Source organism: Ruegeria sp. BB5 (genome assembly GCF_056539405.1).
Genome location: NZ_JBQFUX010000001.1, coordinates 395,679 through 408,013, shown reverse-complemented (window position 1 = coordinate 408,013; position 12,335 = coordinate 395,679). Strand labels below are relative to the sequence as shown.

The window sequence follows — 12,335 nt, the reverse complement described above, 5'->3', positions numbered from 1 at the left end:
CGATAGATGAGCGACGATACCCCAACCCCGGATCAGGCCCCCGGTGCCCCGCACCCGCGCGAAACCCAGCAACTGTTTGGGCAAGCCGCGGCTGAACAGGCATTTCTGAGCGCCTACACCTCGGACCGGCTGCACCACGGCTGGCTTTTGACTGGCCCGCGCGGGGTGGGCAAGGCAACCCTGACTTGGCGGATTGCACGGTTTTTGCTGGCAACGCCGCCGGTGGAAGAGGATGGGCTGTTCGGTGCCCCTCCGCCACCTGAAACCCTTGCGATTGATCCCGAACATCCGGTCGCACACCGCATACTGGCCGGGGCCGAGCCGGGGCTGGCCGCCATCACCCGATCCGTGAATGATCAGGGGCGGTTGCGGAACGAAATCGTCGTTGATGATATTCGCAAGCTGGGGAAATTCTTCGGACTGTCCTCGGCCGATGGCGGGCGGCGTGTCGTAGTCGTCGATTCAGTGGATGAGATGAATGTCAGCGCGGCTAACGCCCTGCTGAAAATGCTCGAAGAGCCACCTGCGCGCACGACATTACTGTTGGTTTCGCACCAGCCGTCACGCCTGTTGCCAACGATCCGATCCCGTTGTCGAACCCTGCGCCTTTCTCCACTTGGACCTGAGGATATGCAAGCCGCCCTCGTGCAAACGGGTGCGGACCTGCCCGCGCAGAACGACCATTTGGCGGCGCTGGCCGCCGGGTCGGTCGGCGATGCGGTGCGGTTGATCAATCTGGGTGGGTTAGAGATCTATGCTGAACTGATCGCCATTCTCGGCACTCTGCCGCGCATGGATCGCCAGCGCGCGCTGGCCCTGGCCGAAGCCGCTGCCCAACGCGGTGCGGCAGAGCGGTTCGAACTGCTGCTGACCCTGATCGACGTCGTCCTGTCGCGCCTGGCGCTGACCGGCGCAACCGGTGCGCCGCCACTACCCGCGGCTGCGCCGAATGAGGCGGAAACGCTGTCTCGTTTGTCCCCATCTCCGCATCAGGCCCGTCAATGGGCCGAGGTTGCGGCGACAATCACGGCCCGCGCGCGCCATGGTCAGGCGGTGAACCTTGACCCTGCCGCTCTGGTCCTAGATACGGTGTTCAAGATACAGGAAACCGCCGGTCAGACCAGATGAGCGACACCCCCCAGATCACCGACAGCCATTGCCATCTGGACTTCCCCGATTTTGAGGGGCAGCTGGACCAGATCATCGCCAATGCCGCCGAAGCAGGCGTGACCCGCATGGTCACGATCTGCACCCGCTTGCGCAACGAACCCACCATTCGTGCCATTGCCGAGGCACACGCGCCGATCTTCTATGCCGCAGGCACCCATCCCATGAGCGCCGCGGATGAGCCGATGGCCACGGTCGACGAACTGATCGCGCTGTCCCGGCACCCGAAATTTGTCGGCATCGGCGAAACCGGTCTGGATTACCACTACACCGCTGACTCAGCCTCGGTACAAAAGCAATCGCTGCGCGTTCATATCGAGGCCGCCCAGCACACCGGTCTGCCGCTGATTATCCACGCCCGCGCAGCTGATGATGACATGGCGCGCATTCTGGCTGAGGAACACCGCAATGCGCCCTATTCCTGCGTAATGCACTGTTTCTCATCCTCGGCGGAACTGGCCCGCGCCGCGCTGGATCTGGGTTTCTACCTGTCCATGTCCGGCATCGCCGCCTTCCCCAAAAGCCAGGAATTGCGCGATATCTTCGCTGCCGCGCCCGTCGACCGCGTTCTGGTGGAAACTGACGCCCCCTATCTGGCCCCACCGCCTTATCGCGGTAAACGTAACGAACCGGCCTATACCGCCCACACCGCCCATAAAGGGGCCGAAGTGTTCGGGTTGGACTATGCCGATTTCGCGGCCCAGACGCAGGCCAATTTCGACCGTCTGTTCACCAAGGCCGCAACCTACAAGGCGGCTGCATGACCCAGCTGCGCTGCACCATCCTTGGCTGCGGCTCGTCCGGCGGCGTACCGCGACTGGGCGGGCATTGGGGGGATTGCGATCCGCAGAACCCCAAGAATATTCGCCGCCGCTGTTCGATGCTGGTTGAACGTGACGGGCCAGATGGCACGACCACGGTGCTGATCGACACCACCCCCGACATGCGCAGCCAATTGCTGAGTACTGGAACAGGGCGTTTGGATGGCGTGGTTTATACTCATTCCCATGCCGATCACGTCCACGGCATCGATGACCTGCGCATGATCGTCTATAACATGCGCGAGAGAGTATCGGTCTGGGCCGACGGTGATACGCAGAACGCCCTGCTGGGGCGGTTTGGGTATGCCTTCATCCAACCCGAAGGCTCTCCCTATCCGCCGATCCTTGACTTGAAGTCCATCGACGGCCCGTTCGAAATCGACGGCCCCGGCGGTTCGATCCCGTTTCACCCCTTCAAGGTCAATCATGGCTCGATCGATTCTTTGGGTTTTCGGATGGGTAAGCTGGTGTATCTGCCGGACGTCGCCGAACTTTATGACGACGCATGGCCTATGATGGAAGGGCTGGACTGTCTGGTCATTGACGCCCTGCGCCGTAGCCCTCATCCCACACACGCCCATCTGGATAAAACGTTGGAATGGATTGAGCAGCTGAAACCCAAACGAGCGGTTCTGACCAACATGCATATCGACCTCGACTATGTCACGGTTGACGCCGAAACCGCCGATCACATCACCCCTGCCTATGACGGTATGGTGATCCATCAGGATTTATAGGGCACTGCCGTTGCAGCCCGCGAAACACTCTGGGGCGGCTGGATGCTGCAAACTCTGATCGAAGTTATCCTGCCGGTATTTCTTGTGATCGGTGCCGGATACGCCGCGACCCGCCTGGGGTATTTCAAAGAAGCCCATGTCGAAGGGTTGATGAAATTCACCCAGGGCTTCGCGATTCCCTGCCTGCTGTTTCTGGCCATCGCACATCTGGATCTAAGTGCAAGTTTCGATCCCCGGCTACTTGGCAGCTTTTATGCCGCGGCAACCCTGTGTTTCACCGCCGGTTTTTTCGGCGCCCGCCTGATCTTTCACCGCGAGTGGGAAGATTGCGTCGCCATCGGCTTTTGCTGTTTGTTCTCGAACTCGGTTTTGCTGGGCCTTCCGATCACGGAACGCGCCTTTGGGTCCGAGAATTTGGACGGGAACTACGCCATCATCGCCTTCCATGCGCCATTTTGCTATGCCATCGGCATCACGGTGATGGAAGTTGTCCGAAACCGGGGGAATGGCGGCAGGCGCATGATCCGGTCGGTGATGTCGGCAATGTTCCGCAATGCGCTGATCCTCGGTATCGCGCTGGGATTTATCGTTAACCTTTCAGGAATTGGCGTACCTTCAGTTTTGGACGAAGCGCTTGGCCTTATTACTCGTGCCGCCCTGCCCGGCGCCCTGTTTGCGCTGGGCGGGGTTCTAGTCAAATACAAGCCCGAGGGCGATCTGCGCGCGATTGCCTATGTCTGCTGCATTTCATTAATCCTGCACCCCGCCCTGGTTTGGCTGTTTGGGACCTCTGCTGGTCTGCCTCAGGATTTGTTCCGCTCGGGCGTTCTCACAGCGGCGATGGCGCCCGGCTTCAACGCTTATATATTTGCCAACATGTACGGACACGCAAAACGGGTGGCAGCCTCATCCGTTTTGATTGGAACGGCGACCTCGATTCTGACGGTCTGGTTCTGGCTGACACTTTTAGGTTGATGGCTCCTTAGTTTGGATTGACTCTGGCGCGGCGGGACGCACCTATCGGTAAAGCTAACAGGACAATTCGAATGCACCACGCCCTTATCGTCGCCCATGGCCAACCGTCGGACCCGACCCCGGCCGAACAGGTCTTAGCCGAGTATGCCGCCGAGGTCGACGTACTGTGCGCAAAGGTGACTGTGCGGTCGGCAACGCTGGCGGCACCGGGTATATTCGAAGAGCGCGTTTCAAAGCTGACAGATGACGCGGTAATTTACCCGCTGTTCATGGCAAAAGGGTGGTTTGTCACCAGCGCGCTACCCAAACGTCTTGCCGGGCGAAATCTACGCATTCTGGACCCGCTTGGTATCGACCCTGACCTACCAGAACTTGTGGCCGGGGCGCTGCGCGACAGGTTGGTGGAAAACCAGTGGACGGCGCAGGAAACGGATCTCGTTGTGGCGGCTCATGGCTCAGGTCGCAGTCGCAACCCATCTGCCGTTGCCCTTGCTTTCGCCAGCACGTTAGAAAAAAATCTGGCATTCAGGTCCATTCGTGTGGGTTTTGTCGAAGAACCCCCTTCCATCTCCGAGGCCGCGTCAGGTTTGTCGGAGCAAGCAATTTGCCTGCCCTATTTTGCCTGCACCGGCGGTCACGTTCTTGAGGACCTGCCGCAAGAGTTGGCTGAAGCCACGTTCAAAGGACAACTCATGCCAGTTGTCGGAGAGCTACCACCGATCAAGCGCCATATTGCAAACACTCTGAGCCGTGTGTTCGATTAGGCTTGATCGCATCTAAGCCGGGTCCGCGCGATTTTAATCCAAACGAACCCCGGATGCCGGGTCGCCTTGCCGACGCCCCACCAGTGTCGAGTATAAGCAATGCCGAGATCTGCCTTTCCTCTTCGCCTCATACAGCGCCAAATCAGCCGCGTTCAGAATTTCCGCAGATTTGGGGGGCGAAAACTGCGTGGACAACGCGGTCCCGATACTGGCTGATATCCGACAGGGGTTTTTCTCGAACACCATTGGTTTTTGCAGCCGGTCAATAAGACGTGACGCAATTGCTGAGAGGACAGATTCATCCATCAAACCCTTGAAGATAATAACGAACTCATCCCCGCCAATGCGAGCCACTGTGTCATCGTTGCGGGTTTCCTCTACCATGATCCGTGCGGCCTGCTGCAACACGTGATCCCCCGCTGCGTGCCCATATTGATCATTGACCGACTTGAAGAAATCCAAATCCAGATGCATCAGGGCGAAAGGCGAATTCCCGGATATCAGATGGCCCAGAACCACGTCCATGGCCCGACGGTTCTTTAACCCGGTCAGCATATCGGTAAAGGCTTGTTCTTCGGCGGCCAACATCGCCCCTTGCAGCCGCAGGTTAAGCGACCGCGAAGCCTCCATCGCGGCCGATTTAGCCTCGACCAGGTACAGCAGTTCGATTGCAAGGTCGGTGCCAGAAAAGTCCGCACTGGTCAGCGCATAATCGCGTACAGCATCCAAAATCGAAATGCCGAAGGACAGGTTAATTACTGCGCCTTTTCCGTTGGGCAGTGGCGCAACCAATCCCTTCAACACCGTTCGTGGCGTATCATGGAGTTTCAGGTGCAGTTTTGCGCCAGCCAATGACATCAGAGCCGAAAGGGTTGTGACAGCGCGCGGGCGTATCAACTCGAATACATCCAGAAATTCTTTCCCCTCCATCGGTTGATCCGGGCGAAGTTTCTGCAACGTCGGCCCTACGCGTGTTATCCGCCCAGTTTCGCTCACCAGAACGAACATTGGACATAGTGTTTCCAGCAAAGAACCCAGATCGCCAGTATCCATCATGATTTGCGCGCCCCAAGATCGAAATGACGCCCTTCGGCAAAAGCGCTTTCCACAAGTACGACTGAGATGACTTCGGCCTCGCCCTCTTGCCCGTCATGGGACAACATGGCCAAGGCACCGTAATCGTCGGCCATGGCGCGCAAAACCCCGACCATAACGCTGGAATATCCGGCCAATCCGGGATGACAATACAATTGATATTCTGTTGGGCTCACCTCAATAAGCTCCAACATTGGCAGACAAAGGTCGGAAACTGCCAAACGGACGCGGTCGGACAAGTCATCCAGGGAATGCAGGAACTCTACATAAGTGACGCCGCCAAAGCGCAGCAGACGGCGCAGATCCTCCATATTCGGGTGAGACACCAGATATGTTCCCAAGTCCTCGAGTATTTCGGCACGTGGGCGCATTAGTTCGCCGCACAGTGCGTCCAAAACCCGGGCAGTCATGTCGTCATCGTAGACGAGCATGGCCTCGAACTCGGTAAATCCCAGCTCAGCCATCTCGGTCACGTGCAACCAGCACGTCTGCCCGTAGGTCGCGCATACGAAGGATTGTACCGCCCGATTGATCAGACCATGCATAAAATGCCCCAGATTGGTTACTTCTCCAATCTGGCCCGAGATTCCTTAACAAACCCCCAAGATAGGACGTTGGATTCCAACAATCTGAACAAATATCACAGTGGAAGTCTTTGACAGAGAACTAGAAATCCGTCGGCGCCCCACCTTCGGCCTTGCGACGGGCGACAAAGTCGGCAAGCTCATCCCGGATCGCATCATCCAGCGCCGGTGGTTCAAAGCTGGTGATGATCTCTTTGAACATGTGATGGGCCCGCTCCGCCGTCCAAATGCCACCCGCAACATTCCACCCCTCGAAGTTCTTCCAATCACTCAGAAAGGGTTGATAGAATGCGGTGGTGTAGCGGTCCTGAGTGTGCTGAATACCAAAGAAATGTCCGTCATTGCCCACCGACCGGATCGCATCCAACGCGATTTCATCTGGACCGGTCGCGGTAATTTCAGGCTGCATATAGCGCTGAATTTGCTGTAATATTTCACAGTCCATGATGAATTTCTCGGGGCTGGCGATCAACCCTCCCTCAAGCCAACCTGCTGCGTGGTATACCATATTGGTACCCGACTGAACGGACGCCCACAGAGAGTTCGAGGTCTCCCAAACTGATTGGCCATCGGGCACGTTTGCGGCACACACCCCCGACGACCGCATCGGCAGGTTGTAGAACCGTGCCATTTGCCCAGTCATCTGGGTGGAACGCATATACTCCGGTGTACCAAAGGCAGGTGCGCCTGACTTCATATCCACATTGGATGTGAACGTCCCGATTACACAGGGAATCCCCGGACGCACGTATTGGAACAGAGCGATTGCGCACAAGGCTTCGGCCAGCGATTGCGCCACAGCCCCCGCCATCGTTACCGGAGCCATTGCACCAGCCAACGTGAACGGCGTCACAACAATCGCCTGCCCCCGCCGCGCCAAACGCAAGCAACCGTCAATCATCGGGTGGTCGTGTTTCAGCGGTGAGGTCGAGTTGATGTTCGAATACATCCGAGGCGTCGCTTCGAACTCCTCATGGCTCAGCCCGCCAGCGATGCGGACCATCTCCATCACATCTTCGACCCGTTCCTTCCCGAGGCAATAGGCATGCATCGCCTTGTCAGTCAGGGTCAGCTTGTCATAAAGCACATCCAGGTGCCGGACACTGGCATGTATATCAACGGGTTCAACCGGATACCCGCCCGCAAAGTGAATGCAATTGAAATATTGCGTCAATTTCAACAGGTTGCGGCACATATCTCGATTGCCGGGAACCTTGGTACCGATCTCCATATCCCAGTAATTCGGCGGCGATGATACGTTGCCGAACACCATGTTCTTTCCGCCGATCTCAATCGTGCGGTCCGTATTCCGCGGAGTAATCGTAAAGCTTGAAGGGGCTTTGCCCACCATCTCCATGACAAAGTCCCGGCCCATGCGAACATTGTCGCCCTCGACCGTACACCCTGCCTCGCGCAGAATGCCTTTGGCTTCTTCGTTGTAGAACTCGATCCCGATCTCTTCGAGGATGTGCATGACCCCTTCATGGATCGCCTCGATCCCGTCCTGATCCAACGGTTCAGTCGGGCGGTCGATGTTGATTGGCGGGCTCCACGGCATCTGGTCGATTACCGCAGTACCTCTGCGTTCAGCGGCCCCGGCACGTCCACCACCACGACGCCTACGAGTTTTTGTGTCTGCCATCTGATCCTCCGGAGCTTGCTCTATCACAAGCAAGCCCCGAAGGTCGGGGGCTGGCCGCTCTGTCTGCGACAGACTTTGTCGGTTTTTTATCCCGAAGCGACGAAATCGGCTGGAGCGTGATCAGTTTTTCGCCAGCCAGTCGGGAATGTGCCCGATATCCGGCAACACGACATCCGCCATGGGCGCCAGTGCTTCGGCCGGGGCCATGCCCGTGAGAACGGCAATTGTCGTCATCCCGGCAGCGCGACCAGCTTGCAGGTCGTGCAGACTGTCGCCCACCATGGCCACCTGTTCAGGTGCCACGCCTACATGGGTCGCAAAGGCAAGCAACTGCCCGGGCCCTGGTTTGTACCCGTGGCCGCTGTCATAGCCCGCGACAAAGTCAAAATGATCGCGAATCCCGACCGATGAGAGATGCTGTTTCGCTGGCATCTCACCGTCATTTGTGGCCACGCCCAGCTTTAGCCCAGCCTGTTTCAAACCTTCCAAAAAGGGGGCCAATGGCACGGCCTGCGCCTGCGGAGCCGACGCCGATTCGGTGTTCAGGACATCGACCAGATCTTCCTGCGTCATGTCGGGAAGATGCGGAACCAAGGCTTCGGCGATTTCATCAACCGTACCGGCGATGACGATGCTGTCCTCGGAATAGGTGGCCCTTTCCAGATCAAAGCCGATAACACGCCCCAATTCTGAAGCGCGTGCAGGGTCTCCGTCGGCCAGGCGCAACACGACATTGCGCCCGAAAGCCCCCCAGGTGTTGGCAAAGTCAAACAAGGTGCCGTCCTTGTCGAACAGGATCGCGTCGATAGGCATTGCATGCTCCTGCAAAGTTGTGGGTCAGGTCCAGTGGACGTCAGCGCCACCGGACAAAGCCGCGCGGGCCTGTCCAGGCAGGTCATAGGGCACGGAATTCGCGTCACAGAAGGCGATTACCCACGAGTCGTCAAGCATAAGAAACTCCAGCACCGACCCCAGAAACTCGGGTTCGCCTGCTCTTTCGCGCAGGTCCTGTGTCGATGCACCGGTTGAGCCAAGGAAAATTGGCAGCAATTCTTCATTGCCCACCAGCCAACCCAGAACATTGAGCGCCAGCGTTTCGGCAGATTGGGCGTTTATTGACATAAAGTAGCCCCGGATCAGGTCTTGGAAAGGGTTTGTTAACCAGACTCATAAACACTTTAGCAACGCATGCAATCAATGGTGACTGATATGTCCGTGCAGGGAACCATCCTTGTCCTCGACGGGGCCTCAACCAATCGCATCATGCTGAAGGTTCAGCTAACTGCGGCTTGGTATCACGTTGTTCAGGGTGAACGGCTTCAGGGTCTGCCCGGACTTTTACGGCGTGCCAGGCCCGACCTGGTACTGACCTCGCAAACCTTGCCGGACGGCACTGCCGCTGACGTAAAGAAGCTTGTCATGGCAGACCCGGATTTGACCGATGTGCCGGTGGTTGCGATCGCGCAGCAAAACGACAAGGCCGCGCGGTTGAAGGCGCTGGCTGACGGGTTGGACGATGTTCTGGCCCACCCGTTCAAAGATACGTTCCTGCTTGCGCGGGTTCGCAGCCTGTTGCGCGCGCGCGCCGATACCCAAGAATTGCAGGTTGGAACCAGTTCGCACCCCATCGGATTTGCCGAACCCAGCGCTGCGCTGATCATGCCTGCGAAAACCGGTCGAGTCGCTATTCTGACACAATCGTCATGCACCAGCGCTCTGTGGAAAAAGGCCCTATTCAAGCAGACACCGCACAACCTATCCGCTCATACAACATCCAACCTTCGGGGTATTCTGTCGGGACCTGTCCCTGATGCCATCGTGTTCGAGGTCAGTGCAAACCCGTCGGACCTCAAACTGCTGGCCGATCTGAAATCGCGAAGCACTACGCGGCATACGGTTCTGATTGGTGTTCTTGAGGAAGAGAATACCGAATTGGCATCCGAAGCGCTTGATCGGGGTGCCGACGCGATTTGCATGGGTAGTTTCTGCCCCGAAGAAACGCTGTTGCGCCTGGAAAACCAGATTGTGCGAAAGGCCCGGCTGGACCAGATGCGCGCGTCGCTCAGGCGCGGGTTGGAGGATTCCTGGGTCGATCCGTTAACCGGCCTGCACAATCGCCGATATGCGATGCACGCGATGGATCAGATCATGCACAAGGCTGCGCGGACCGAACAAGGTTTTGCGGTGATGCTGGCTGACCTGGATCACTTCAAGTGTATCAACGACTCCTTCGGCCACACCGGCGGGGATCTGGTGCTGGCCGAGGCAGCGGCCCGGATGAAACAAACGATTGGCTCGGCCGGGTTCATCGCACGAATCGGTGGCGAAGAGTTCATGATTGGCCTCGCCGAAGCAACGCAGGCCAAAGCACTGAAACTAGCAAGAAGCTTGTGTGATTGCATCCGTGACAAACCTTTTGAGCTGCCAGACGCCCCTGCCCCAATACCGGTCACGATCAGTATTGGACTAATCGCAGCCCAACCAAACGGATTGTCGCAATCACTTCAACCACTCCGGTTGGAGGGGTTGATCAAATCGGCCGACACCGCGCTTTATGCTGCCAAGTCGGCTGGGCGCAACCAGGTTCGGGTCCGGCAGAGCGCAGCCTGAACCGATCAATCCTTGTGCTTGCGCCCATGCGCCTTGCGCTCGACCACTTCCTGCAGCCGGTCCGCGTAAGCCTGACGTTCCGCGTCAGTCATCGCGGTGATGCGGTCCAGCCATTTATCCTGTAATGCGCTTTGCAATTCGGCCATGGCTTGCGCCTGTTGCTGCAGCAGCGCCTGCACCGCCTCGGGATCGAACGGTTCCCCGCGCAAGGCTGCCTCAAGCGCGGCAAAGTCCTGCGACCGCATCTTCGCCCCCTTGATATGCCGCTCAGACAACTCACCGCGCAACGCTTTCCGTTCTTCTTTGGGCAGCGCCCGGTACAATGTTGGGGCAAATCCGGGCGGACCCTTGACGTGATGCCCGCCTTTGACCCTGTAAACAGTGCCCAAAGCGACCCCGACAACCAAAAGGTTCAGCGCCAGCGATACGGTCAAAAGAACCGTCACCCACCGTCTTTTGGGTTTGGCATTATCGCTCATTCGGCGTCCTCCAGAAAAGTTGTGTCCAGGCCAAGGTCAGCGACCACAAAGCTGGTGTCCTGCGGAAAAATAATCGTTGCCGGGTCAGGTAGAAAGTCGGGCGCGGCAAATCCGATCCAAACCCCTGCGGCACTGGCCGCGACCAAACCACCCATGCTCTGCCAGCCTCCGATCCCGTCCAGCAGCCGCGCCCAGACAGAACGCGGTGGATCTGCAGGTTTCATCCGGTCAAGACGCACCGTTTCGGCGTCCGTCAGAATGCGAACCGCCAGATCATCGGGCAGTTCCGGCCGGTCTTGCCGTGCCTGAGCAAACAACTGGTCCAATTTCATGTCATCTTCAGCCATCTTCGTACCCCAGTTCATCTTGCCGTCCTGCCAGTATTGCCGCCAAGGCGCGCTTTCCGCGCGCGGTCAGGCTTTCTACCGCTTCAGTCGAAATGCCCATGATCCCGGCGATTTCAGGGTTGGGCAGTTCTTCGATATGCCGCAAAATCACCGCTTGCCGTTGGCGGTCTGGCAATTGTGACAACGCTGATTGCAGCGCATCCTTACGCGCCGCTTCTTGTAGCCGCTCGGTAGCGCTCAGGTCTTCATCCTCGGGCTCTGGCACATCGTCCAGACGGTCCGGCCTTTTCTTGCGCTGCACATCCACACACAGGTTCAGCGTGACCCGATACAGCCAGGTGGACACCTTGGCCTGCCCCGGCACCCATTTTGGGGCCATCTGCCACAGCCGCATCATGGCGTCCTGCGTTACGTCTTCGGCCTCGGCCCGGTTGCCCAGCATTCGCATCGCGACTGAAAAACAACGCGGCCCCAACCGGTCAGTCAACTGACGGGCAGCCGCCGCGTCGCCGCCCGCGAACTGCCGCAGCAACGCATCATCTGTCGTATCCGCGGCACATTCTGCGCCGCGGACATCCTGTAATGGAGAGGTCAGATCCTCCATCCTTCATCAGCTGTCGTCAGAGTCCGCCTTGCCGTGTTTCTTGTGCTTGCGACCCATCCGCTCTTTCGCATCGGCGTATTCCTGTTCCGAGATCGTTCCGCTGTTATCCGCGTCGATACGGTCAAACATCTTGCCAGCGCGGCGCGGTTTGGGCAACTCGTCTTCACTCAGAAAGCCGTCCTGATTGGCGTCGTGTTTTTCGAACATCTTGGTCACGCGGTCATTGGCGCGTTTTTGGCCAGCGGCCTGCATTTCTTCGACGCTCAGTTTGCCGTCGCCGTCAGCGTCAGCGTTCGAGAATCGCTGCGTGCGGTGGGCCTCCAATTCTTCCTGCGTCAGTTGACCGTCACCATTGGCATCCAGTTCTTGAAAGCTTGCAGGTTCACGATCCTTTGGTCCGGCCGCCAATACGGACGTACCTGTGATTGCAATAGCCGAGATAAGGATGGCCGGAATGAATTTGGCGCTTTTCATGTCGTTTTCCCTTTGTTTGGCGGCCCCATCGCCGCT

Annotated in this window: 15 protein-coding genes; 6 read left to right on the top strand and 9 right to left on the bottom strand. The window is 58.1% G+C overall.

The features are described 5' to 3' along the window. Positions 1-6: 6 nt before the first annotated feature. The 5 genes from ACR0DL_RS02040 (at position 7) to ACR0DL_RS02020 (ending at position 4,464) form a co-directional block, all read left to right on the top strand. Positions 7-1,128 (top strand): DNA polymerase III subunit delta', encoded by a 1,122-nt coding sequence (locus ACR0DL_RS02040; RefSeq protein ID WP_480687347.1) that lies wholly within the window; start codon positions 7-9, stop codon positions 1,126-1,128. Next, a complete protein-coding gene (locus ACR0DL_RS02035; protein WP_170348188.1) occupies positions 1,125-1,931 on the top strand; it encodes a TatD family hydrolase in 807 nt (268 codons plus the stop codon). The genes ACR0DL_RS02040 and ACR0DL_RS02035 overlap by 4 nt, the downstream gene beginning before the upstream one ends. Further along, on the top strand, positions 1,928-2,725 hold the full coding sequence (locus ACR0DL_RS02030; protein WP_170348187.1) for an MBL fold metallo-hydrolase: 798 nt from the start codon (positions 1,928-1,930) through the stop codon (positions 2,723-2,725). The genes ACR0DL_RS02035 and ACR0DL_RS02030 overlap by 4 nt, the downstream gene beginning before the upstream one ends. Positions 2,726-2,767: 42 nt before the next feature. Continuing rightward, positions 2,768-3,700, top strand: coding sequence for an AEC family transporter (locus tag ACR0DL_RS02025; protein ID WP_170348186.1), 933 nt, complete (start codon positions 2,768-2,770; stop codon positions 3,698-3,700). A gap of 71 nt (positions 3,701-3,771) precedes the next feature. Next, positions 3,772-4,464, top strand: a complete 693-nt coding sequence (locus tag ACR0DL_RS02020; RefSeq protein WP_480687345.1) for a CbiX/SirB N-terminal domain-containing protein — start codon at positions 3,772-3,774, stop codon at positions 4,462-4,464. A gap of 33 nt (positions 4,465-4,497) precedes the next feature. Here the strand turns inward: ACR0DL_RS02020 and ACR0DL_RS02015 are convergent, their stop codons facing one another. The 5 genes from ACR0DL_RS02015 to ACR0DL_RS01995 form a co-directional block, all read right to left on the bottom strand. Further along, the gene (locus tag ACR0DL_RS02015; protein ID WP_480687343.1) at positions 4,498-5,520 is read right to left on the bottom strand and encodes a GGDEF domain-containing protein; all 1,023 of its coding nucleotides are present in this window, start codon (positions 5,518-5,520) and stop codon (positions 4,498-4,500) included. Continuing rightward, entirely contained in the window at positions 5,517-6,104 is a 588-nt protein-coding gene (locus tag ACR0DL_RS02010; protein ID WP_480646186.1) for a heme NO-binding domain-containing protein, read from the bottom strand. The genes ACR0DL_RS02015 and ACR0DL_RS02010 overlap by 4 nt, the downstream gene beginning before the upstream one ends. Before the next feature lie 121 nt (positions 6,105-6,225). Then, positions 6,226-7,785, bottom strand: coding sequence for a trimethylamine methyltransferase family protein (locus tag ACR0DL_RS02005; protein WP_480687341.1), 1,560 nt, complete (start codon positions 7,783-7,785; stop codon positions 6,226-6,228). Positions 7,786-7,905: 120 nt separating this feature from the next. Continuing rightward, a complete protein-coding gene (locus ACR0DL_RS02000) occupies positions 7,906-8,598 on the bottom strand; it encodes an HAD family hydrolase (RefSeq protein ID WP_170395775.1) in 693 nt (230 codons plus the stop codon). Between the two features lie 24 nt (positions 8,599-8,622). Continuing rightward, a complete protein-coding gene (locus ACR0DL_RS01995; protein ID WP_480687339.1) occupies positions 8,623-8,907 on the bottom strand; it encodes a DUF3572 domain-containing protein in 285 nt (94 codons plus the stop codon). 87 nt (positions 8,908-8,994) lie between these two features. On the opposite strand from ACR0DL_RS01995, the gene ACR0DL_RS01990 reads away from it, so the two are divergent. Then, a complete protein-coding gene (locus ACR0DL_RS01990; RefSeq protein ID WP_170409229.1) occupies positions 8,995-10,395 on the top strand; it encodes a diguanylate cyclase in 1,401 nt (466 codons plus the stop codon). Positions 10,396-10,400: 5 nt separating this feature from the next. On the opposite strand, the gene ACR0DL_RS01985 is transcribed toward ACR0DL_RS01990, so the two are convergent. From ACR0DL_RS01985 to ACR0DL_RS01970, 4 genes are read right to left on the bottom strand one after another with little or no spacing between them, the layout of a single operon-like run. Continuing rightward, complete coding sequence (locus ACR0DL_RS01985; RefSeq protein WP_170409226.1) at positions 10,401-10,874, bottom strand: periplasmic heavy metal sensor; 474 nt, start codon at positions 10,872-10,874, stop codon at positions 10,401-10,403. Further along, the gene (locus ACR0DL_RS01980; protein WP_254438695.1) at positions 10,871-11,239 is read right to left on the bottom strand and encodes a hypothetical protein; all 369 of its coding nucleotides are present in this window, start codon (positions 11,237-11,239) and stop codon (positions 10,871-10,873) included. The genes ACR0DL_RS01985 and ACR0DL_RS01980 overlap by 4 nt, the downstream gene beginning before the upstream one ends. Continuing rightward, a complete protein-coding gene (locus ACR0DL_RS01975; RefSeq protein ID WP_480687336.1) occupies positions 11,214-11,825 on the bottom strand; it encodes an RNA polymerase sigma factor in 612 nt (203 codons plus the stop codon). The genes ACR0DL_RS01980 and ACR0DL_RS01975 overlap by 26 nt, the downstream gene beginning before the upstream one ends. Positions 11,826-11,831: 6 nt before the next feature. Continuing rightward, on the bottom strand, positions 11,832-12,299 hold the full coding sequence (locus ACR0DL_RS01970) for an EF-hand domain-containing protein (protein ID WP_170348176.1): 468 nt from the start codon (positions 12,297-12,299) through the stop codon (positions 11,832-11,834). Positions 12,300-12,335: the final 36 nt, after the last annotated feature.